The organism is Pantoea sp. CTOTU46764, from assembly GCF_031974595.1.
Classification (GTDB): Bacteria; Pseudomonadota; Gammaproteobacteria; order Enterobacterales; family Enterobacteriaceae; genus Pantoea; species Pantoea trifolii.
In genome coordinates this window covers 98,334-121,212 of the sequence record NZ_DALYOQ010000006.1, presented here as the reverse complement: position 1 = coordinate 121,212, position 22,879 = coordinate 98,334, and the positions used below count along the sequence as shown (strand labels likewise).

Annotated in this window: 13 protein-coding genes; 4 read left to right on the top strand and 9 right to left on the bottom strand. The window is 57.0% G+C overall.

Features of this window, described 5'->3' with window-relative positions; genetic code table 11:
* Positions 1-129: 129 nt before the first annotated feature.
* The 4 genes from RTM06_RS04280 to RTM06_RS04265 all read right to left on the bottom strand — a co-directional run bounded on the left by RTM06_RS04280 (position 130) and on the right by RTM06_RS04265 (position 4,853).
* The gene (locus tag RTM06_RS04280; protein ID WP_312180162.1) at positions 130-1,770 is read right to left on the bottom strand and encodes a dihydroxyacetone kinase subunit DhaK; all 1,641 of its coding nucleotides are present in this window, start codon (positions 1,768-1,770) and stop codon (positions 130-132) included.
* 122 nt (positions 1,771-1,892) lie between these two features.
* Positions 1,893-2,945 carry a YncE family protein gene (locus RTM06_RS04275; protein WP_312180160.1) on the bottom strand — a complete coding sequence of 351 codons (1,053 nt, stop codon included), beginning with the start codon at positions 2,943-2,945 and terminating at the stop codon, positions 1,893-1,895.
* A 215-nt stretch (positions 2,946-3,160) separates the two neighbouring features.
* A complete protein-coding gene (locus RTM06_RS04270) occupies positions 3,161-3,370 on the bottom strand; it encodes a DUF1471 domain-containing protein (protein WP_312180158.1) in 210 nt (69 codons plus the stop codon).
* A 295-nt stretch (positions 3,371-3,665) separates the two neighbouring features.
* Positions 3,666-4,853, bottom strand: coding sequence for an MFS transporter (locus tag RTM06_RS04265; RefSeq protein WP_312180157.1), 1,188 nt, complete (start codon positions 4,851-4,853; stop codon positions 3,666-3,668).
* 104 nt (positions 4,854-4,957) lie between these two features.
* Between RTM06_RS04265 and RTM06_RS04260 the strand changes: the two genes are divergently transcribed.
* Entirely contained in the window at positions 4,958-5,908 is a 951-nt protein-coding gene (locus tag RTM06_RS04260; protein ID WP_008105638.1) for an AraC family transcriptional regulator, read from the top strand.
* Here the strand turns inward: RTM06_RS04260 and RTM06_RS04255 are convergent.
* The 5 genes from RTM06_RS04255 to gltP form a co-directional block, all read right to left on the bottom strand.
* Positions 5,905-7,449 carry a methyl-accepting chemotaxis protein gene (locus RTM06_RS04255; RefSeq protein WP_312180153.1) on the bottom strand — a complete coding sequence of 515 codons (1,545 nt, stop codon included), beginning with the start codon at positions 7,447-7,449 and terminating at the stop codon, positions 5,905-5,907. The genes RTM06_RS04260 and RTM06_RS04255 overlap by 4 nt on opposite strands.
* Before the next feature lie 234 nt (positions 7,450-7,683).
* Positions 7,684-13,758: an autotransporter outer membrane beta-barrel domain-containing protein gene (locus RTM06_RS04250; protein WP_312180151.1), complete on the bottom strand. Its 6,075-nt coding sequence runs from the start codon at positions 13,756-13,758 to the stop codon at positions 7,684-7,686.
* A 490-nt stretch (positions 13,759-14,248) separates the two neighbouring features.
* A complete protein-coding gene (gene murP / locus RTM06_RS04245; protein ID WP_312180166.1) occupies positions 14,249-15,679 on the bottom strand; it encodes a PTS N-acetylmuramic acid transporter subunit IIBC in 1,431 nt (476 codons plus the stop codon).
* Positions 15,679-16,590, bottom strand: a complete 912-nt coding sequence (gene murQ, locus RTM06_RS04240; protein ID WP_312180150.1) for an N-acetylmuramic acid 6-phosphate etherase — start codon at positions 16,588-16,590, stop codon at positions 15,679-15,681. The genes murP and murQ overlap by 1 nt, the downstream gene beginning before the upstream one ends.
* A gap of 171 nt (positions 16,591-16,761) precedes the next feature.
* Positions 16,762-18,063, bottom strand: a complete 1,302-nt coding sequence (gene gltP, locus RTM06_RS04235; protein WP_007888562.1) for a glutamate/aspartate:proton symporter GltP — start codon at positions 18,061-18,063, stop codon at positions 16,762-16,764.
* A gap of 581 nt (positions 18,064-18,644) precedes the next feature.
* Here gltP and acs point away from each other — a divergent pair.
* From acs to actP, 3 genes are all read left to right on the top strand, one after another.
* Positions 18,645-20,600 (top strand): acetate--CoA ligase, encoded by a 1,956-nt coding sequence (gene acs / locus RTM06_RS04230; protein ID WP_312180147.1) that lies wholly within the window; start codon positions 18,645-18,647, stop codon positions 20,598-20,600.
* A gap of 146 nt (positions 20,601-20,746) precedes the next feature.
* Positions 20,747-21,073 carry a DUF485 domain-containing protein gene (locus RTM06_RS04225; protein ID WP_256698171.1) on the top strand — a complete coding sequence of 109 codons (327 nt, stop codon included), beginning with the start codon at positions 20,747-20,749 and terminating at the stop codon, positions 21,071-21,073.
* Positions 21,070-22,722 (top strand): cation/acetate symporter ActP, encoded by a 1,653-nt coding sequence (gene actP / locus RTM06_RS04220; RefSeq protein ID WP_265300686.1) that lies wholly within the window; start codon positions 21,070-21,072, stop codon positions 22,720-22,722. Before RTM06_RS04225 ends, actP begins: the two co-directional genes overlap by 4 nt.
* Positions 22,723-22,879: the final 157 nt, after the last annotated feature.

Here is a 22,879-nt window from a genome sequence, read left to right as displayed (position 1 = left end):
AGTAAGGTGCGGCCTGATGCCCTCACCCCGGCCCTCTCCCACGGGGAGAGGGAGACGCTGCCATAGGCTCGATCGGTTCCCTCTCCCGCTTGCGGGAGAGGGTTAGGGTGAGGGCCAGGCGCCCCCTGTTTAACCCGCCAATACCGCAAACACCTGCTCAATCGCATACGCGCCCGGATCTTTCACCCCATCCAGACTCTGCTGATTCAGATACGCGGAACGCCCCGCTTTGGCGCTCTGCATCTGCGCGGTGGCGTCAGCGCCTTTCTGCGCCGCTTGTGCCGCTGCTGCCAGCGACTCGCCTGCCACTAACGCTTCCAGCGCCGGTTGCAGCGCATCCACTAAAGTGCGATGACCTGGCTGCGCGCCGCCGTAATGCTTCATGCGTTCCAGCCCGTGCATCAGCGCCTGCGGCAGCGCGCTGCCCTCTTCCAGCTGCTGACCGGCGCTGGTGAACAGAATCGACATCAACACGCCGCTCGATCCGCCCATCACCGTGGCCAGTTGCTCGCCAATCAGCGCCAGCAAGGTTGGCAGTTCATCCAGCGGCAGCTGTTTTTCCTGCAAACCGCGCTGAATTTTCTTCGCTCCGGCAGCAAAAGTTGAACCGGTATCGCCATCGCCCACTTTGGCATCCAGCGCATTCAGCTCGCTTTCCAGATCGATCAGCGTCTGCGTGACGCTTGCGACAATCTTCGCCACTTCAGCATTCTCAGAGGCATCAAAATCCAGCACGCTGCCGATCTTCTCAGCACGTTGCAGACTGATCGGCGCAAAGTCATACACTGGCACCCAACCCAGCACCTGAACCGGCGCGTTTAACGCTTCCAGGAACGGCGCTTCCAGCGCCAGCAGCGTCAGTGAGAAACCCTTCATATCCAGCGCACTGACCAGCGTTGCCGGCCCCAGCAGATGCGTGATGCGTGCCGCCAGCGGCGACTGCAATACTTCACGCGTCAGCAGCGCCAGCTCCAGCTGCGAGAAACCGCCGAGATTGTTGATCAGCAGCAGCGCCTGCTTGCCGTCCGGCAGCGCCTGCGCCAGTTTATCGGTCATGATGCTGGTGATGTTGCGGCTGTCTTGCGTATCCAGCGTGATGACGCCCGGCTCGCCGTGAATGCCCATGCCGAGCTCGCTGTGACCAGGCTCGACGCGTTCATCACGTTTTTCGCCCGGCACATGGCAAGTGGCAAAAGCCAAACCGATGGACGATGTGGCATCAATCGCCCGCTGCGCCAGCGCTTTCACCTCATCCAGCGATTGTCCCTGCTCCGCCGCAAAGCCCGCGATTTTGTGCACCAGCACGGTGCCCGCGATACCGCGCGGCTGCGGGTTTTCCGGCAGCGCGATATCATCCTGCACCATCACCAGCTCAACCTTGTAGCCGAGGTTTTTGGCTTTCTCCGCCGCCAGACCAAAGTTGAGGCGATCGCCGGTATAGTTCTTCACAATCAGCAGACATCCGGCATCGCCGGTGACGTTAACGATGGCGTTCAGCACCGCATCGACACTCGGCGACGCAAAGATGTCGCCACACACCGCCGCCGTCAGCATGCCTTTGCCGACAAACCCGGCATGCGCCGGTTCATGTCCGGAGCCGCCGCCGGAGATCAGCGCCACTTTGCTTTTATCCCAGTCCGAGCGCACCACCACACGAATCTCATCACCGAGATCGAGGCGACTGAGGTTATGCCACGGCGTACTCAGCAAAACCCCTTCGATGGCTTCGTTAACCAGATCGTTTTTCTCATGCATAAAAAACTGGCTCATTGCATCCTCTCCATTGGTGTTGTTGCTCTACAAGGTAGCGTATGTGTGGCGATAAAAACGGCGCAGAGGGCAGAAATGCAAAAGGCGGCATAAGCCGCCTCTCAGTTTCAGAAAACTACCGATCAGAGTTCGATGCGCAAAACGCTATCGGGATTTTTAGGTGGCTCTTTGCGTGAACCCGGCTGCTTGATGCTGACAAACAGGGTTTTACCATCGGCGGAAACCGCCAGGCTGTTTGGCAGGCCCGGCGCTTTCACCGTGCGTTTCACTTTGTAGTTGCTGGCGTCGATGATGCTGATTTCGCCCGCTTTGCGGTGCGTAACGTACAACTCATCACGATCGGCATTGAACAGCACCGCCAGCGATTCCGGCACATCGATCTTGTGGATCACCTGCTGCGTACGGGTATCCAGCACCAGCACCTGCGACTGTTTTGAGTCGCTGAGGAAGGCGCGATGGCCTTGAGTATCCAGCGAGATATTCAGGAAAAAGTGATCTTTATCGCCATCGATTTTCTGGCGCTTTTCAATCGCATTCAGGCGCGTGTTAATGGTCACCAGTTCGCCGTCGGAGTTGGTGACATACAGTTTTTGCGCCGCTGAATCGATGGCCAAACCGGTGCCCATTTTGCCGGTGTTCGGCACGGTGCTGATCAGTTTCAGGGTTTTGCCATCCACCACCCACACCACGCTCTGCTCACCGAGGCCGGTGATGTAAACGCGATCGGTTGCTGGATCGACGGCCAGCTGACGCGGCTGCAGCGGACGCACGGTTTCGCTGCGCTGACGGCCATCCAGCACCAGCGTGTTGATCACTTTGCCGCTGGTGGCATCCACTGCGGTCAGTGAACCGTCACGCGTGTTACCGAAGTACAGGGTGTTGGTTTTCTGGTTAATCGCCGCGCCAAAGGTCGGCAGATCGGTATTGATGGTTTGCTTCACCGCCAGATCCTGCGGATCGAGACGATAAACGGTGCCGCCTTTTTTGTCGGTTGTGCTCTGCGCGGTGGCGAGGAACAGCGCGTTATCGCTGTTGCTGAATGCCAGTTCGTAAGCGCCTTTTGAGATCACTTGATTCAGCGGCTGAGAGTCTGCCGCCATCACCGCAGAGGTCGAGAACAGCGCCGTTGCCAGCAGCAGTGGACGCAGCGCCCACGATTTTTTATTCGCCTTCATAACTTCTCCATAGCAAAAACACCGCCTGATGGCAGTGAAGTGAAAGCTCGACATTACAACCAATATTTAAAAAGACAGCCCGAGGCGAGCCGACGAAGGGTGCTACTTTTTGAGAATAGTAATCATTTCGAAGGGAAAGTGACAGGATTTTATCAGGTTACCAACGCCGCCAGGGCGCCCGAAGGCACCCTGTCAGCACAGAACCTTAACGCAACTTATTTGGTCAGTTCGGCAGTCATGTGCACGCCGTTGTTGAAGTTGGCTTCGGTCACTTTGTAGGAAGCACCAGCTTCGTGCGCCTGAGCAGCGATTTGCGCTTCTGCACCATCCAGCGTTGAAGCGGTTGCAGTGATGCTTTGCGCAAAGCTAGCGAATGGCAGAATGGTCAGAGCGATAACAGCAGCAAAAGTTTTGATAGATTTCATGGTCAATTCCTTAATGTACGTTTGATTGAGTAAGGCGTCATCGCCTTGTTGAGAGATATAATAGGCGCAGAATTGATCAGTAAAAAGCGGAGAGATTTGCCGTTGTTGTTCGAATATTTTGAACGTAAAAAGCACGTTTGGGTTAACCTTTGTGCAAAGGGTTAAAAATCTGACATTTAATTAAAAGGCAGGATTTATGGCTGCGATAGGTGAGGTTTTGTAGGGTCGCCATTTATGGCGACCTTTTGATTCGTGCGGTTGATGGCAAGGTCGCCATGAATGGCGACCCTACGGGTTAACCGTGGTGGCGGACGCGGGTGAAGATGGTGATGGCGGCGAGCAGCATCAGCACGCCGCTGGCGAGGAACACGCCGCCTGCGCCTTGCAGATCAAACATCCAGCCACCGGCAGCGGCACCGGCGGTGATTGCCAGCTGAATGGTAGCGACCAGCAAACCGCCGCCCGATTCCGCATCGTCCGGCACCGCGCGGGAAATCCACGTTGACCAGCCGGTTGGCATCGAACCAAACGCCAGTCCCCACAGCGCCACGCCCGCCGCGACCAGCCACGACACCTCGCCGAAGCTCACCAGCAGCAGCGCGGTCACGCTCATCACCAACGCCATCGCGGTTAACGTCAGCGATACGCTGCGCGTCACCAGATAACCGGCCAGCGAAGTACCGAAGAAGTTCGCCACGCCAAACGCCAGTAGCACCAGCGACAGCTGATTGACGTTGAGCTGCGCGCTGCCCTCGAGGAACGGACGCAGGTAAGTAAAGAAGGCGAAGTGGCCGGTGAACATCATGATCACCGCCAGCATGCCCCAGCGCATCACGCTTTTACGCAGCAGATCCAACACGCCACCGCTGCGCGCTTTATTAATCGGCGGCATCGCGGGCAAGGTGAAGAACTGCCACAGCAGCGCCAGCACGCCCAGCGCGGCGGTCAGCATAAAGATGTTACGCCAGCCAATAATGCCGCCCAGATAGCTGCCGAGCGGCGCAGCAATAATGGTCGCCAGCGAAATACCGCTGAACACGATGGACAGCGCGCGCGGCACCTGCTCACTCGGCACCAGACGCATGGTAATCGCCGTGGAGAGCGTCCAGAAGCCGCCAATCGCCACGCCCAGCAGCACGCGGGCCAGCAGAATCATCGGCAGATTCTCAGCAAAGGCCACCAGCAGCGCGGAGGCAATCAGCAGCAGCGTAAAGGCCAGCATCACCACACGACGGTCGAGCTGTCGCGTCACGTTGCCGATCACCAGACTGGTGAGTAGCGCCACCAGCGCCGTCACGGTAACGGTTTGTCCCGCCTGCCCCTCGCTGATGTGCAGCGTGTCAGCAATCGGCGTCAGTAAACTGACCGGCAGAAATTCTGCTGTAATCAGGCCGAACACGCCAAAGGCCATGGCAAACACGGCGCCCCACGCCGGTTTATCCACTTCTAATGGTGTTTCGATAACGTCAGTATCCAGGCTCATCTGTGATCCCCATCACAAAATATTTAGCGTTAAGCATAGTGACGGATCACCAGACGATCTATGATGCAGGAACTTTGTTTTTTGATTATTCGTCTGAGATTACCATGAGCCGCTATGAAGACCTGACCAGTGAATTGCTGATGGGCATGCGCCTGTACGGCGTCAAATACCAGCGAATCGCGCTGCATGCGCCCTTTGGCCTGCAATATGAGGACGCGCCAGGCAAGGCGCAGCTGCACTTCGTTGGGCGCGGATCGTTACTGATCCGCTCGGCATCGGGCGTGATCTATCCGCTGCAGGCGGGCGATGCGTTGCTGATCCCGCACGGCAAACCACATGCGTTGATTTCCAGCGAAGAGGCAATCTGTGAACCCATTTCGACTTTTAACAGTCGCCCAATTTGCGACAGCGTCTGTGCCATCGGCGACGGCGTAGACGTCTGCCCGGATGACAGCGATGTGATTCTGTTTAGCGCCTGCATGGCGTTTGAGCTTGGCGGCATGCAGCCGCTGGTGCACACCATGCCGGATGTGATGCTGGTGAGTACGCTGCTGGCGCAGTACCCGGAAATCCAGCCGATTCTCGATGCGATGGAGCGCGAAACGCGGCAGCGCAAAGCCGGATTCGCCGGGATTCTGTCGCGGTTGGCAGATGTAGTGGCGGCGCAGATTGTGCGCGGCTGGGTGGAGAACGGCTGTGGCAAAGGCAGCGGATTGGTACAGGCGCTGCGCGATCCGCGTCTCAGCCTGGCGATGGCGGCGATGCATCGTGAACCTGGTGAAAACTGGACGGTGGAACGGTTGGCGCGGGAATCCGGCAGCTCGCGTTCGGTGTTTGCTGCTCGTTTTCAGAGCGCAACCGGCATGACGCCGCTGCGCTATCTCACTGAGCTGCGTATGCGATTGGCGGTGGAACGTATCGTGCATGAAGGCGAAGCGGTGGAAAGCGTCGCCTTCCACCTCGGTTACGGTTCGCTGGCGGCATTTAGCCGCGCATTTAAACGCATTGTCGGTACGCCGCCCGGCGCACTGCGCGCCGAACGGGAAATGCGTTAACGAAACACGCTGATCGCTTCCACCAGACGATTGGCCTGGTGCTTCATGCGTCCGGATGCTTCAGCGCTTTCTGCCACGCGTGCAGCATTTTGATGGGTAATATCGTCGAGATCTTCCACCGCGGTGCTGACCTGCGTTAGCGCGATGGCCTGCTCGGCAGTTGCGCCGCTGATCTGCGCGATCAACGCGGTGACATTCTGCACCTGATCAACAATCTCCTGCATGGTGTGCCCGGCCGCATCGGCGTGATCGCTACCGGACTGCACGCGGCTGGCGCTGGTTTCCACCAGATTTTTAATTTCGCTGGCGGCTTTGGCGCTGCGCTGCGCGAGGCTGCGCACTTCACCGGCCACCACCGCGAATCCTTTTCCCTGCTCGCCGGCGCGCGCCGCCTCCACTGCCGCATTCAGCGCCAGAATATTGGTCTGGAAGGCGATGCCGTCAATCACGCTGGTGATATTGGCGATACGTTTCGAGCTGTCGGCGATTTCCGCCATCATCCCCACCATCTCCTGCATCACCTTGCCACCTTTGATCGCCGCATGACTGGTATTTTCCGATAAGCCATTCACCTCTTTGGCGGTATCGGTGTTGCTCTTCACCGTGGCGGTCATTTCGTTCATGGTGGCAGCGGTTTGCTGCACGTTAGCGGCAGCTTGTTCGGTGCGGCGGCTTAGTTCGTCATTGCTGCGCGCGATGGCATCGCTGGCGCTGAGCACATTAATCGCCTGGCCGCTAACATCATCCACCAGCCAGCGGAACATCAGGCCGAGCTGGCCGATGGCGCGCAGCGTGACGCCAATCTCATCGACGCGATCGATCTGCTCCACTTTATGGCTGGCGCCGGTCGCCACGCTTAATGCCTGACGGCACATGCGTTCCATTGGACGTGAAATTTGCTGCTCCAGCCACAGGCTCGCCAGCAGCAACAGGCCCGCCATGCCGCCAGCAAAGCAGCCTATCGCCAGCGGTGCCACATCAAGCAGCCAAACACCCAGCACGGAAAGCGGCAGTAGCGTGAATAAAGTGGAGCGAATGCGCCAGCGCAGCGGCAGGGTTTTCAGGATCGAGCCAAGGGCACGCCAGCCGGTGCCAACGATCAATCCTTTATGGAAACGACGTCCTTTGGCGCGCCCTTCGCGGAAGTCGCGGTACAGCGTTTCGGTGTGACGCACCTCTTCCGCTGACGGCTTGGTGCGCACCGACATAAAGCCCTGCACTTTGCCCTCGCGCACCACCGGAATGGCGTTAGCGCGCACCCAATAGTGATCGCCATTCTTACGCCGATTCTTAACCAGCGCCGTCCACGGCTCGCCCTGCTTGAGCGTCGCCCACATATCAGCAAAGGCTTCCGGTGGCATATCCGGATGGCGCACCATGTTATGCGGCTGGCCATTCACCTCTTCGGGGCTGAAGCCGCTGACGTCAATAAAAGCGTCGTTGGCGTAGGTGATATAGCTGTTGAGATCGGTGGTCGACATCAAAGTGGCGTCATCCTCAAACGCGAATTCGCGCTGAGTGACGGGCTGGTTATTACGCATGTGTGTGTCCTTGCAAAACGCAGGCGAAAAGAAAAATCGATTATGCTTTTTTATCTTTTCGGCAGCGCACGGCTTGAGCTTTAGCACCAGTTTCACATTCAGGGCAATAAAAAAGCCGCTTTGCAGCGGCTTTCACACTTTGGTTACTGACGTCATCTATTAACCTGGTTTTACAGTAAACCAAATCAATCTTTTAATTTAAAACGCACCTGCAGCGCAAAGGGCGCAGGGAAATCAGAATTGCCAGCGAACCCCCACGTTATACCGCCACCCTTTAGCACCGTTGCCCGCAATCTCTTTGCGATAATCCGCCTCGGCGTAAAGCGATACATCCTTCTGCAAGGTGGCAGTGCCGCCGGCGCCCACTTCCCACATCTGACCAAATTTTCCGCTGCTGAAGGTGGCGCCAAACGCCGGATTATCCACCGAAGACACTGATGTATCCGCCGCTCCACCCCAACCTTTGTAGTAGTTAGCGCGCAGATACGGGGTGTATTGGCGATTGCTGTCGTCGGTCCACGTGCGATCGAGGCGCGCGCCCAAACGGCCAATGGTTTGGTTGTAATCGCCGTAACGTACCTTGTTGCCGTCTTTATCGGTGAAGTCATTCATGTTCAGCTTCATGTACATCAGCTGCGCCTGCGGCTCCAGCTTGTAGCCATCGCCCAACTCAAACGGATAGCCGCTCTCCAGCGATGCCGTCCAGCCATTACCTTTCAGCTTCGCCACCTCTTGCGTGCGGGCAATGTCGGTTTCGCCGCGATGCCTGTCAAATGACAACACGCCATCCAGATAGAAACCGCTTTGACGCTGCCAGGTGCCGTAAAACGCCAGGCTGTCGCTGTCGAAGGTGGTGCTGCTGTAGCCGTCGGCCGCATGCGGACGAATGCGCGTATTACCGCGCGTGTAGGCTAAGCCGCCGCGCAGGCTATCCTGCTCGCCATCCAGACGCAGCAGATTGCCGCCCACCTGCACCGCGCTGTAATCGAGGTCAAAGTCATAGCCGAAGTCGTGGAAACTCTTATCACTCTTGTACTTCAGGTTCGAGCCGATGTAGCGCAGGAACATCTCGCCGCCGTTGCCCTGCGGACGCGTCTGCTCGTGGCGCAGTTCGCCGAGGCGTTTATGCAAATCGTCGATAATCGCCGAGGTGTAATAGGCTAAACCGACCGGCGCTGAGACATAAGATGGCACCTGCGGCACCACCGCTGGGCGCGAATCGTAGCTTTGCGGCGTACCAAAGGCATCAGTGATGAAGGTCGGCTGGCAGCTGTTGCCATCTTCACACACGTAGAAGTTCGCCAGACGGTAATCCCAATAGTTATTGCCGCTGCCGCTGACTAAGCGTTGATTGGGATCGCTACTGCCCGGCGCGAAGGTGTAGAGGCGATATTGCCACGGCCCGGCGCCGAGATAGCCATCTTTCAGCGCGAAGCTGTTAGCGCTGGCATTACCGCCGACCTGTGCCAGCGAGATCCCTTCGTTGCCCTCCACGCCACCATTTTGATTGAGATCGGTCAGTGCGCCGGTGCTGGCATCGGCAAGCTCCACATTCACCAGCGTGGTACCGCTGGCATTGCCGGTGACATTGAGATGGTCGGTGAACTGGTTGCTCAGCGCACCGCCCTCATTCAGATTGGTGACCAGATTGAGCTGGCCGCCGCTTGATGCCAGTGAGCCCGCAATATCCAGCGTGTTGCCCGGCGAACCCGCGCCGTTGGTGAGATCCAGCGTACCGGCGTTGTTCACCACCAGCGAATCTGCCGTTCCACCCGACAGCGTTGGATGCACGTTATCGCCGGCAAACAGCGTAGAGTCAGCATCCACGTTGATAGTGCTGTGCGCCAGTTGCAGGTTATCGGTCAAAGTCCATTGGGTGTTGGCGAAGTTGATGGTGCTCCAGCCGCTGCCGAGGTTGACCCCTTTGCTGAGATCGTCGGCGCTGAAGCTGCCGCCGCGTGAATCGATCTGGTTGAAGGTTAAGGTGTTACCGGTGCCGGTGCCGCTGGTGAGATGGTAGGTGGTGCCGAGATCGACATTGCTCACTTCAGCGGTGTTGTTGTTGTCATTGCCCATGGTCAGGCTGCCGTTGAGCGTACCGCCCGTCCAGCGGAACAGATCCGATCCGCCGCCTGGGTTGATATCGCCCTGCACCGCGCCTTCCGTCAGCAGGATTTCATCATCAGCGTTGCTGCCCGCCACCGCCACCGCCACGGTTTGTGGATTGGCGGTGATGATGTTGCCAAGGTTTTCGAAAATGGTTTTACCACCGCGCAAATCCACCACCGGCGCCGTCAGGCTGTTGGAGGTAAAGTTGCCGGTATTGACGATGGTGCCCGCGGTGCTGGACACCAGCGCCGATCCACCCGCCGCATTATCAATATTCACATTGGCGGCGGTGGTGACATTGCCCGTGGTGTTGGCGCGAATACCGGTGCCGCCTGCGCCGGTAACATTAAACTGATAGCCCGAACCCAGCGTAAGATCGCCGCTGGTGGTCGAGCCATCGGCATTGGCGATGTTCAAACCGGTACCGCTGCCGTTCACGTTGGTGGTCACGGTTGAAGCCGGATCGAACGGTACGGCGGTGCGAATCCCGTTGCCGTCGCCGACATTAATGGTGAGATTGCGCAGGCCGACGTTGCTCAGTTCGGCGCGGTTTTCGATGCCGTTGCCGCTGCCCAGCACGTTAACCGTGGCATCGCTGGCGCTGAGTGCGGTCGCGCCGCTATCCAGCAAGATGCCGTGCGCGTTGCCGCGCGTGGTGATCACCGTGTCGCTACCGGTTAAAGCCAGCTGCGCGCCATCGCTGATGCGCACGCCCGCCGTACCGTTATCGACATTAATGGTGCCGCCTTTCGCCAGCGTGCTGCCGCTGCCGGAGACATCCAGCCCGGTGCCGTTGGCCACGTTGACCACGCCGTTGTTGGTCAGCGTACTGCCAGCGCGCGAACGGATACCGATGTTGTTGCTGCCGGTGAGATTCACATTGCCGTTGTTGACCAACTCAGCGCCGTTGGTGACGTCAAAGCCAATCGCACCATTGCCCGCGCCGCTGACGTTGCCGTTGCTGGTGACGCGGGTAGCCGCTGACGTGCCATCCAGCGCGTTACTCAGATCGGTACGCAGATTATTCACCAGCACGCCGACCGCGTTGCCGCCGCTGAGATTAATGCTGCTGCCGCTGTCCAGCGTGGCGCTCGCGCCGCCTTCTGCGCGGATTGCCGTGCTACCCTGGCCGCTGGCGGTGAAGTTGGCGTTGCGGCTATTCAGGCTGCTGCCGCTGCCAGAGATGATCGCGCCGGTGCTGTTACTGGCGCTGGAGGTAAGGGTTGTTGGAGAGGCGAAACTTAGCGCTGCGCCGTCATCAATGCGATAACCGGTTGAGCCGCTGGTGTTAACGTCCAAGGCGTTGGTGGCGGAGCTGATGCGCGATCCGCTGCCCGCCGCGTGATAGGCGATCTGGTCGCTGTTGTTGAATACCGGCGCTGAACCAGCAGCGATATTCACCAGCGCGCCGTTGAGCGCTTCCGCCCCGATTGCGCCGGTGCCGTTCAAATTCAATGTCCCACCATTCAGGTTCGCTACCGCACGATTGCCGCTGGCGCTAACGCCGCGACTGCGGTTGGTGGTGCTGCCGCCGTTAACGTTGATGGTGCCGGTATTATTGGCGGTGGTGGCAAAGGTACTGCTGCCACTGTTCACTGCGATGCCGGTGCCGCCATCGTTGATATTGATGTTGCCGCTGTTGGTGCCGGTTGCACCGCTTTCGACGCGGATGCCGGTTGAATTGGCGCCGGTGAAAGTGATATCGCCAGTGTTGGTCAGCTGCGCGCGATTACGCGCCACATAGCCGGTCAATCCACTCTGCGCAGCATTTAAAGACGCCGCAGAGTTCAGGCTGGTGCTGGTCACCGGCGAGCCGCTGTTTCTGCCGAAGATATCGTGTTTTTGTCCGTCAACGATCGCGCCAATCGCGTTGCTGCCGGTGAGGTTCATGGTGGTTGCCGCGTTAATCACGCCATTTGCGCCCCCTTCCACCGTGATGCCATTGGCGCCGCTGCCGCTGACGTTGATCACCGCCGCACCACTGTTGACATCGGTGCCCGCGCCGCTGCCGAGCACCGCTGTTGAACCTGCTCCGGAAGCGGTGAGCGACAAGGCGTTGCCGTTAAAGTCTGCGCCCTGCTCAACGCGGAACAGCGTGGAGTTCTGCGTGGTGACATCAAACGGATTATTGCCCAGCACGTTGATCAGCGCATTGGGGCCGCAGGCGAAGAAGGCAATCTGGTTGGTGCCATTGGAGAAAGTCGGTACGGCAGCCGGATCCACCGTAACAGTGGAATTACCGCGCGCATGCACGCCAATCGCGCCATTGCCGCTGAGGTTAATCGGGCCATCGACGGTGGCCTGCGCCGTGCCCGTTCCTTGCCCTTCCACCCACACGCCGTAGTTGCGCGTGCCGCTGGCCGGATCGGCCCCGCCCGCCACGTTAATGGTGCCGGTTGAGGTGGCACTCGCGGTGTTGCCATTGGTGGCCAGCACTTTCAGGCCGGTGCCGTTCACGCCATTCAGATTGATGGTGCCCGCGTTATTGATGTTGCCCGCACTGTTGGTCACCAGCATGCCGACGTTTTCGCGCGGTATCGCAGCAGCCGCACCGTTCACATTGATGGTGCCGGTGTTGATCATGGTGGCGTTATTAGCACCTGTCGCCGACATCCCCGCTGCGTTTTGCGTTTTCGTCCCGATGGTAATGCTGCCCTCGTTGACCGCGTTGCCGTTGGCGACCAAGGCGATACCGCTGGTGAGCCCGCTCTGGTTCATCGCGGTATCCGCCGTCGCCTCACCCAGGCTGTTTTGCGGGCCGCGACCAATGTAGATATTGCCGCTGGCGTTATTGGTAAAGCTTGAAGTGGCATCGGTCAGCAATACGCCGGATGCGGTGCCGCGCGCACTGGAACCGTTAACGCCGACGTTGATATTGCCGCTGTTATTGGCGCTGGAAGACACACCCAGATTGATGCCCGCCACGCCATACTGCGAATTGCTGCCGGTGGTGGCGAAATTGAGGATGCCGTTGTTGTTGAAGGTACTGCCAGTTTGCACGGCTACGCCGTTGGCACCGTAGCCGGTCGAACCAATGCCGGTGCCATCCTGACGATTGAGGAATCCGCCGTTAATCACACCATTGTTAATCCCGCTGCTGTTGTCGGTCAGCACCAGCGCCGTGCCGTTATTGGTGATGCTGCCTCGGCTCGCCAGCTTGCCATCAATCACCGCCTGCGCACCGTTCGAAGCTTTAATCGCTCCGCCGGTTGCGCCCACCACTTCCAGCGTTTTACCCGCCGCCAGATTCACTTTCGCCCCCGCGCCATTGGCATTAATCACAATGCGATTTTGTATCGGTTGCGTGACTTCATCGGGTGGCGTGGCACTGACGTTGTAAACAATGTTGGCATTGGTGAAGGTGACGGCTTTGTTGAATTCGGTGAGATAGCGCGTTTTATCGAGGTTGCCTGACTGAAGTTGGCTGATCAGCCAGTTATTGTAGCTTTGCAGTTGGCTGGCGTTAGTGACGCTAAAACTGGTGCTGTTGCCATCCAGCGTCTGCACGCTGAAGGCCCCGTTATAGGTGGCGAGATTTTGCACCTGATAGCTGCTGGTGGCCGAGCCTGCGCCGTCTGGCGTAGCGGTTGAGCCGAAGAAGCTAATGCGGTTGTTGCTGTTCCAGTTTACCGTGCCGGTGCCGCTCACATCAAAAAGCGCTGTCTGCTTGGCTGCCATGGTCCAGCTGTTGGTGCTGGCGCTGCTGAGCGCATTGGCCTGGCCGATATTCACGTCCAGCGTGCCACCTGTCACATCGGCAATACGCGCGTCGATATATTGGCCATTATTGACGTTTTGCACATCCGGCACGCTGGTGGCGCTGGTGACGGGCGCTAATGCGACAAGACTCGCAGAGTTGTAAACCTGGAACGTGCTGTTGGTGCCGGTGGCTGCATCGGGCGTGGTGATGGCAAAGTTTTGCGGGCCGGGATCAAGGCGATCCTGATTGAGATACTGCGATCCCGAGGTGATTGCTACTTGTCCGAGCGTGGTGGTGACTGCGCCATCTGTTCCTGCCGTGAACGCCTGATTCCCGGTAAGGGTTTCATTGCCGCTGCTGACGGTAATTTTACCTATTTGGTTGTCATTATTTTGTGGTGTGTAAGTCCCTAATGTAACAGCCTGACTTTGCATGGCTGGATAAACCAGCAATTGCGCCGCCAACATTCCTAATGCGATAGGATTTAATGTAAACCTCATACTTCCTCCAATGGGCGTGCAGCGTCCGCGCTGTTATTGCAACAGCGTTAAATTCATCGCGAGGGGATAAAGCGGCAGGTGAATACCAACCCCGTGTAGCAATCTAATTTGAGAACAACTGTGTGAAGAAATACGGTGCAGCAATAAAAAGGATGGCGTTATTGTTATAGATTAATTGGCTTTAGGTATAGACATTTTTGCTTGCCGATGCAAAAAGCAATTTCGGGCAACTAATTGTGAAATCGGACAAATGGTTGCGATGTGCATTAAATATTTAAAAATAAATAATACCAATATAAATTTAAGTTCTGGTTATCTATCTCCTTAATAAATGCTTTATTTTTTACTGACACTTAACTTACAGATGGCACCTAATGGATTAATGGGGCAGTGCCAGGGTGAGCGAGACGAGAGAATCTTAAAGCGTGATCGAAATCACGTTTATACCAGGTCGCCATGAATGGCGACCTGGTCGATATCCGCATTTTACTTAACTCAAATCCACATCGCGGGTGCCGCCCCACCAGGTAAAGGCAAACCCGCCAATCCACGCCACAATCAGACCGGCGAGATACACCGCCATTCCGGCAAAAATGCCCTGCGATGACGTCATTAGTGGCAGCGTGACTAAACCGGAAGGGCCAAACACGGTGTTCATACCCACCGGTAATCCCAGCCACGCCACCAGCCCGATAAAGAAGCCGCCCAGCGCGCCGCCAAAACAAGCGGTAATAAACGGCTTCAGGCGCGGCAGCGTCACACCATAAATCAGCGGTTCACCGACACCAAGCAGCCCCGGCACAATCGCACCTTTGATCTGTTTACGCAGCAGCGAGTGTTTGTCCGCTTTGCACCACAACGCCAGCGAGGCGCCCACCTGCCCCGCGCCAGCCATCGCCAGAATGGGAAAAAGCGAGTTAAAGCCCTGGGTTTCCATCAGCGCGAAATAGACTGGAATAAAGCCCTGATGAATGCCAAACATCACCGCGATCAAAAACAGTCCGGCCAAAATAGCGCAACCAAATGGATTGTTATTGAGATGAATAAACAACCATGACATGCCTTTAAACAATTCACCGCCAATCGGCATAATCACCAGGAATGTCACCGCGCCGGTAATTAATAACGTCAGCAACGACGTCAGGATCATATCGAGATTATCGGGAATGATTTTTCGCAGCTGTTTCTCAATCCAGGCACCAAATATCGCCGCCAGCAGCACGCCTATAATATTGCCGCGTGGATCGATTACCATACCGAAGAAATCCTGCATCCCGCTGTAATAGCCAACTTTGGCGTCAGGCATATAACCGAGCACAAACAGCGAGGCGATAATGGCGCCGTTGACGCCGGTCCCACCAAAGGCTTTCTGCGCGTTGTAGCCGATCAAAATACTCAGGAAGGTAAACAGCCCTTTGCCGAACACCTTCATGTACGCCACGGTATCCAGCAGCCAGCGTGCATGATCGCCCGGCTGATTGAGGTGGAAGATCTGTTCAATCAGCGTGGCGAAACCCAGCAGTAAACCGGCACCGATAAAACCGGGGATCAGCGGCGTAAAAATGGTGGCAAAGCAGGAGAGAAAACGGTGCAGCGCGCTGGTCTGTTTTGCCTTCATCTGCTGCTTTTGCGCGCTGGCGATGGCGTGCACATCGTCTGGCGCTTGTTGATTGAGCAGCGCCTGCATCTTCTCCGCTGCGGTTTGTGCTTTGCCGGGGCCGAGCACAATCTGCAACTGCGCATCGCTGTCGATCACGCCCAGCACGCCCGGCAGCGCTTTGAGTGTGGTGCTGTCCACTCGCGTGGCATCGTTAAGCGTCAGACGCAGACGCGTCATGCAGTTGCCGCACTGCTGCACGTTGCTGGCGCCGCCCACCGCCTGCAGAATGTCGCGCACCAGACCTTCAGTAATGGCCGCCATCATTGCGCTCCTGCGTCACGTAACGCGTTGCGAATAAAGCCCTGATTCTGACTTAACAGCGATTTCGCTTCAGCGGCCGTTAATCCCGCCAGCACCATGACAATCGCGGTTTTACAGTGTCCCTGACACGCCGCCAGCGCCTGCTGCGCGGTGGCATCGTCACAGTCGGTGGCTTGTTTGACGATGTTCACCTGGCGCTGCACCAGCTTCTGATTAGTGGCTTCGACATCAACCATCAGATTGCCGTACACCTTGCCACTGCGAATCATCGCGCCGGTGGTGAGCATATTGAGCACCAGCTTCTGCGCCGTTCCGGCCTTCATGCGCGATGAACCGGTAACCACTTCCGGGCCAACCACCGGCGTTAGCGCCACATCCGCGGCCTGCGACATCGGGCTGTTGGGATTGCAGGTTAACGCCGCAGTAAATGCGCCCTGCTGACGCGCATACGCCAGCGCGCCCAGCACATACGGCGTGCGGCCGCTGGCGGCAATGCCGACCAGCACATCATTAGCATTGAACTGGATATCCCGCAGATCCTGCGCGCCCTGCCCCACATTGTCTTCGGCGTTTTCTACCGCCTGCAGAATCGCGGTGTGGCCGCCGGCAATCAGCCCGACCACCTGGCTGCGCGGCGTGCCGAAAGTCGGCGGACACTCGCTGGCATCCAGAATTCCCAGACGACCCGACGTGCCCGCGCCGCAATAGATCAGGCGACCGCCTTTGCTGAAGGCTTGGGTAATGGCATCCACCACCTGTGCAATCTGCGGCACGATGGCTTCTACCGCCAGCGCCACTTTTTTGTCTTCATCATTAATCACCCGCAGCATGGCTTCGGTGGACAGCTCATCGATGTTCTGACTGGCGGGATTACGACCTTCGGTGATCATCTGGCTGAGATCGATCTGCATGCGACACTCCTGTGAGAGAATAATTTATTCGTAAAACTATATATCACACAGAATTGTTAATTCCTCTGCTGCGCGTGATTTTTTTGCTTTTGCCACAGCAGGCATAAAAAAACCCGCCGAAGCGGGTTTTAGTGCGTAGCGGTCGCTATTAATCGCGACCCTACGACGTTATTAACTGGCGCTTTGCGTGCGCAGCTGCTGCTCGTAGGCGGCGGCTTGTTTGGTGTCGAACTGGTCTTCCCAGCGCGCAATCACCAGCACCGCCAGCGCGTTACCGATCACGTTCAGCGCGGTACGCGCCATGTCCATGATGCGATCCACACCGGCGATAAACGCCAGACCTTCCAGCGGAATGCCCACACTGCCCAGCGTTGCCAGCAGCACCACGAAGGAGACGCCCGGTACGCCAGCGATACCTTTCGAGGTCACCATCAGCGTCAGTACCAGAATAATCTCGTCGGTCAGCGACAGGTCGATGCCATACAGCTGGGCAATAAAGATCGCCGCGATGCTCTGGTACAGGGTTGAACCGTCGAGGTTAAACGAGTAACCGGTTGGCACCACGAAGCTGGTGATGGCTTTCGGCGCACCGTAGGCTTCCATCTTCTGCATGATGCGCGGCAGCACGGTTTCTGAGCTGGAGGTGGAATAGGCAAGAATCAGCTCGTCTTTCAGAATGCGCATCAGCGTAGTAATGCGCAGCTTACAGAAGCGCGCCACCGTGCCGAGCACCACGAAAGCAAAGAACAGAATCGCCACGTACACCAGCAGCACCAGCTTGGCGAGCGGATAGAGCGAAGCAAAACCGAAGTTCGCAATGGTGACCGCAATCAGTGCAAACACGCCGACTGGCGCGTAACGCATGATCATGTGCGTCACTTTAAACATGGTTTCGGAAATCGAACGGAATACCGTGACCAGCGGATCGCGATGTTCCGATGGCAACGCCGACAAGCCCATCCCAAACAGCACCGAGAAGAAGATAATCGGCAGCATGTCGCCCTTCACCAGCGAGGCGAAGATGTTCTGCGGGATCAGCGACAGAATGGTGGTGACCAGACCGTGCGGTGCGCCCTGAACGGCTTCGGTTGTGGCTTCGTATTTAGAGATGTCCACCGTTGCCAGCGTTGACATATCAATGCCGCTGCCGGGTTGGAATACGTTGGCCAGCGTGATGCCGACCACAATGGCAAGGGTGGTGATCACTTCAAAATAGATAATGGTTTTGACACCAATACGTCCGAGCTTTTTCGCATCACCCACGCCAGCAATGCCGACAATCAGTGAGGAGATAACAATCGGTACCACAATCATCTTGATCAGATGAATAAAGATGTCACCCGCTGGCGTCAGAATGTTAGTGATTAACCATTCACGATCGTCGGGCTGATTATGCAGCACGGTTCCCACAATCACGCCCAAAATCAGCGCGACGAGGATTTGCCATGCAAGGGTGAACTTAAAACCTTTCATAACGCGTTATTTCCTCAGTTAAAAACCCCTTTGCTCTGCTGCGAAGGTGCAGGAGAAATGTCACACAGGGAAGTGAGCAAAAGCCCGATAAAATAGAGGGTTATTTATGACTACGTCGGTTACAGCTGTGCAGGCATTTTGCGCCTGCGGAGTGATGCAGTCTGAGTTGATACCTGCTGAACAGGGCCGAGATAAGTACCATTTTCACTACGGTAAATGCAACCCCCGGCGCGATAGCGCAAATCTTATTCAGGTTAGTAGCATAAAATGCTGACAAAGGTTAACAGCCATAACTCGCTGTTATGAAAAGTGTTAATTCGATAATTTTCAGCATAGCTATGCAATATTGCGCAAAAAGCGGCCCGGCGCGTTTGCTGATTATTTGCACAGAAGAACCAGAAATCTCTTAGGCTTAAAGCAGAAAATCGGACTGATCGCGCGGCGTTTTGACTCTGCGTTCGTGAGGCATTTGGCGGTGATAACAGGTCGTGATCCAGACTACAAAACAGAAACAAAGCCCTGTTGCGGTCTTCAATTAACCATTGATTGACATATGATTAACATCTTCAAGGAGGTCAGCCATGAGCCAAATACACAAGCATCCCGTACCCGCTGCCATTGCAGCGAATGCTCTCATTAATGCCGATCAGTATGCGGCGCTGTATCAACAATCGGTTGACGATCCCGACACCTTTTGGGGTGAGCAAGGCAAAATCCTCGACTGGATTAAGCCTTACAGCAAAGTGAAAAATACCTCCTTTGCCCCCGGCAATATTTCCATTCGCTGGTATGAAGATGGCGAGCTAAACCTCGCCGCTAACTGCCTTGATCGCCATTTGGCCACGCGCGGCAACCATCCTGCCATCATCTGGGAAGGCGACGACGCCAGCGAAAGCAAAACCATCAGTTTCCGCGAACTGCATGCGGACGTCTGCCGCTTTGCCAATGTGCTCGGCAGCCTGGGAGTGAAGAAAGGCGACGTGGTCGCGATCTATATGCCGATGGTGCCCGAAGCGGCCGTAGCGATGCTGGCCTGTGCGCGCATTGGTGCGGTGCACTCGGTGATCTTCGGCGGCTTCTCACCGGAAGCGGTTGCTGGACGCGTGGTGGATTCCAACGCCAAACTGATCATCACCGCCGATGAAGGCGTGCGTGCTGGTCGCAGCATTCCGCTGAAGAAAAACGTCGATGATGCTCTGAACAATCCCAACGTCACCACGGTGAAAAATGTGGTGGTGTTTAAGCGCACCGGTAAAGACACCGGCTGGCGCGAAGGCCGCGATCTGTGGTGGCACGATCTGATGGCGAAGGCCAGCGATCAGCATCAGCCGGTTGCTGTTGATGCCGAACATCCGCTGTTTATCCTTTATACCTCCGGCTCCACCGGCAAGCCGAAAGGCGTGCTGCACACCACCGGCGGTTATCTGGTGTATGCCGCCAGCACCTTTAAGTACGTATTTGATTATCATCCGGATGATATTTATTGGTGTACTGCCGACGTCGGCTGGATCACCGGTCACAGCTATCTGATATACGGTCCGCTGGCGTGCGGCGCAACCACGCTGATGTTTGAAGGCGTGCCGAACTGGCCGAAGCCGAGCCGCATGGCGGAAGTGGTGGATAAACATAAGGTGACGCTGCTGTATACCGCGCCAACCGCGATTCGCGCGCTGATGGCCGAAGGTGATAAAGCGATTGAAGGCACCGATCGCAGCAGCCTGCGCATCATGGGTTCGGTGGGTGAACCGATCAACCCGGAAGCCTGGGAGTGGTATTACAAGAAGATTGGCGATAGCCGTTGCCCAATCGTCGATACCTGGTGGCAAACCGAAACCGGCGGCTTCATGATCACGCCATTGCCGGGCGCAACTGAACTGAAAGCCGGTTCCGCCACCAAACCGTTCTTCGGCGTGCAGCCTGCGCTGGTGGATAACGAAGGCAACCCGCTTGAGGGGGCGACCGAAGGCAACCTGGTGATCGTCGATTCCTGGCCAGGCCAGGCGCGTACGCTGTATGGCGATCACGATCGTTTCGAGCAAACCTACTTCTCCACCTTCAAAAATCGCTACTTCAGCGGTGACGGCGCGCGCCGTGATGAAGAGGGTTATTACTGGATCACCGGTCGCGTCGATGACGTGCTGAACGTTTCCGGTCACCGTCTTGGCACCGCCGAAATTGAATCGGCGCTGGTGTCGCATCCGAAGATTGCCGAAGCGGCGGTGGTGGGCATTCCGCACAGCATCAAAGGTCAGGCGATCTACGCGTATATCACGCTCAACCACGGTGAAGAGCCGTCGCCAGAGCTGTATACCGAAGTGCGTAACTGGGTGCGTAAAGAGATTGGCCCGATTGCCACGCCGGATGTGCTGCACTGGACCGACTCGCTGCCAAAAACCCGCTCCGGCAAGATTATGCGTCGCATTCTGCGCAAAATCGCTGCCGGCGATACCAGCAATCTCGGCGATACCTCTACGCTGGCCGATCCGGGCGTGGTAGAGAAATTGCTGGAGGAGAAACAGTCCATCTCAATGCCGTAAGCGGCTTCTGTTGTAGGGGCGACCATTTGGCCGCCCTTATATGCCACGTATTTCTGAGTTCGCACAACTTATAAAACTAGAATATTCAGCCAGTTAAATCATTTAATCGTGAGTATGCTGGCCGCCTTGCCTCTGGAGAAAATGTGATGAACGAAACCCCTGAACAGGAAGCAGTCTGGCAACAAGTCGAGAATAATCCGCGCTTTCATGAGCTGGTGCACAAGCGCCAGGCGTTTGCGCTGCTGCTCAGCGTGATCATGCTGGTGCTCTACATCGGCTTTATTCTGTTGATCGCCTTCGCACCCGGCTGGCTCGGTACGCCGCTGCACGCCGGCACTAACGTCACGCGCGGTATTCCGATTGGTGTCGGTTTAATCGTGATGTCATTCGTGCTGACCGGCGTCTACGTGTGGCGCGCCAACGGCGAGTTTGATCGTCTGACCAAACAGATCCTGAGCGAGGTGAAATCATGAAGCGCCTGCTTTCAATATTTCTCGCGGTAGTGCCCGCCAGCGTGTTTGCCGCCGATGCCATTACCGGCGCCGTGCAACGGCAAGCCACCAACTATGAAGCCATTATCATGTTCGTGGTGTTTGTCGCCGCGACGCTTGGCATCACGTATTGGGCTTCCAAACGTACCCGCTCACGCAGCGATTATTACACCGCAGGCGGCAATATCACCGGATTCCAGAATGGCCTCGCCATCGCCGGTGACTTTATGTCCGCCGCCTCCTTTCTCGGTATTTCTGCCCTGGTTTATACCTCGGGTTACGACGGGCTGATCTACTCGCTCGGCTTCCTCGTCGGCTGGCCGATGATCCTGTTTTTGATTGCCGAACGGTTGCGTAACCTCGGGCGCTATACCTTTGCCGATGTGGCTTCTTATCGCCTCGCGCAGAAACCGATCCGTACGCTGTCGGCCTGCGGCTCGCTGGTGGTGGTGGCGCTCTATCTGATCGCGCAGATGGTCGGTGCCGGTAAGCTGATCCAGCTGCTGTTTGGCCTCGACTACCATATCGCGGTGGTGATGGTCGGCATTTTGATGGTGCTGTACGTGCTGTTCGGCGGCATGCTGGCGACCACCTGGGTGCAGATCATCAAAGCGGTGCTGCTGCTGTTTGGTGCCAGCTTTATGGCGATTATGGTGATGAAAGCTGTTGGCTTTAGCTTCAACACGCTGTTCACCGAAGCGATGGCGGTGCACCCAAAAGGCGCGGCGATTATGCAGCCGGGCGGGCTGGTGAAAGATCCGATCTCGGCGCTCTCATTAGGTCTTGGTTTGATGTTCGGTACCGCCGGTTTGCCGCATATTCTGATGCGCTTCTTCACCGTGGCTGATGCGCGTGAAGCGCGTAAAAGCGTGTTCTGGGCCACCGGCTTTATGGGCTACTTCTACTTCCTGACCTTTATTATCGGCTTCGGCGCGATTTTGCTGGTGGGAGCGAATCCCGCCTTCAAAGACGCCAGCGGCGCGCTGCTCGGCGGCACCAATATGGCGGCAGTGCATCTGGCGAACGCGGTCGGCGGCAGCCTGTTCCTCGGCTTTATCTCGGCAGTGGCCTTCGCCACCATTCTGGCGGTGGTGGCCGGTTTAACACTGGCGGGCGCGTCGGCGGTTTCACACGATCTTTATGCCAGCGTGATCCGCGAAGGTAAGGCGACGGAACGCGATGAACTGCGCATCTCGAAGATCACCGTGCTGGTGTTGGGCGTGGTGGCGATTGCGCTGGGCATTCTGTTTGAGAAACAGAACATTGCCTTTATGGTTGGCCTGGCGTTCTCGATTGCCGCCAGCTGTAACTTCCCGATCATTTTGCTGTCGATGTACTGGTCGAAACTGACCACGCGCGGCGCGATGGTGGGCGGCTGGCTGGGGCTGATCACTGCGGTGCTGCTGATGATCCTTGGCCCGACGATTTGGGTGCAAGTGTTAGGGCATGAGAAGCCGATTTATCCGTATGAGTATCCGGCGCTGTTCTCAATGCTGGCGGCGTTCATCGGCATCTGGCTGTTCTCGATTACCGACCATTCAGCACGCGGGGCGCAGGAGCGTGCGCGCTTCCGTGGGCAGTTTATTCGCTCGCAGACGGGGATTGGGATTTCGCAGGGTAAATCGCATTAAGTCCGTGCTGGCTTCCCCTCACCCTAACCCTCTCCCATAAATGGGAGAGGGAACCGATCGAGCTCGTTTTTCTCCTTCTCCCGCTTGCGGGAGAAGGCCGGGATGAGGGACAGACCGCACCCAAACAAAAATGGCGACCCATTGGGCCGCCATTTTT

What these genes read in the sequence shown, in the direction of transcription:
- RTM06_RS04270 (WP_312180158.1), bottom strand. Translation starts at nt 3,370, where the DNA reads ATGAAATCTATCAAAACTTTTGCTGCTGTTATCGCTCTGACCATTCTG.
- murP (WP_312180166.1), bottom strand. Translation starts at nt 15,679, where the DNA reads ATGGCGGCCATTACTGAAGGTCTGGTGCGCGACATTCTGCAGGCGGTG.
- RTM06_RS04250 (WP_312180151.1), bottom strand. Translation starts at nt 13,758, where the DNA reads ATGAGGTTTACATTAAATCCTATCGCATTAGGAATGTTGGCGGCGCAA.
- actP (WP_265300686.1), top strand. Translation starts at nt 21,070, where the DNA reads ATGAAGCGCCTGCTTTCAATATTTCTCGCGGTAGTGCCCGCCAGCGTG.
- RTM06_RS04265 (WP_312180157.1), bottom strand. Translation starts at nt 4,853, where the DNA reads ATGAGCCTGGATACTGACGTTATCGAAACACCATTAGAAGTGGATAAA.
- acs (WP_312180147.1), top strand. Translation starts at nt 18,645, where the DNA reads ATGAGCCAAATACACAAGCATCCCGTACCCGCTGCCATTGCAGCGAAT.
- murQ (WP_312180150.1), bottom strand. Translation starts at nt 16,590, where the DNA reads ATGCAGATCGATCTCAGCCAGATGATCACCGAAGGTCGTAATCCCGCC.
- RTM06_RS04280 (WP_312180162.1), bottom strand. Translation starts at nt 1,770, where the DNA reads ATGAGCCAGTTTTTTATGCATGAGAAAAACGATCTGGTTAACGAAGCC.
- RTM06_RS04275 (WP_312180160.1), bottom strand. Translation starts at nt 2,945, where the DNA reads ATGAAGGCGAATAAAAAATCGTGGGCGCTGCGTCCACTGCTGCTGGCA.
- RTM06_RS04260 (WP_008105638.1), top strand. Translation starts at nt 4,958, where the DNA reads ATGAGCCGCTATGAAGACCTGACCAGTGAATTGCTGATGGGCATGCGC.
- RTM06_RS04225 (WP_256698171.1), top strand. Translation starts at nt 20,747, where the DNA reads ATGAACGAAACCCCTGAACAGGAAGCAGTCTGGCAACAAGTCGAGAAT.
- gltP (WP_007888562.1), bottom strand. Translation starts at nt 18,063, where the DNA reads ATGAAAGGTTTTAAGTTCACCCTTGCATGGCAAATCCTCGTCGCGCTG.
- RTM06_RS04255 (WP_312180153.1), bottom strand. Translation starts at nt 7,449, where the DNA reads ATGCGTAATAACCAGCCCGTCACTCAGCGCGAATTCGCGTTTGAGGAT.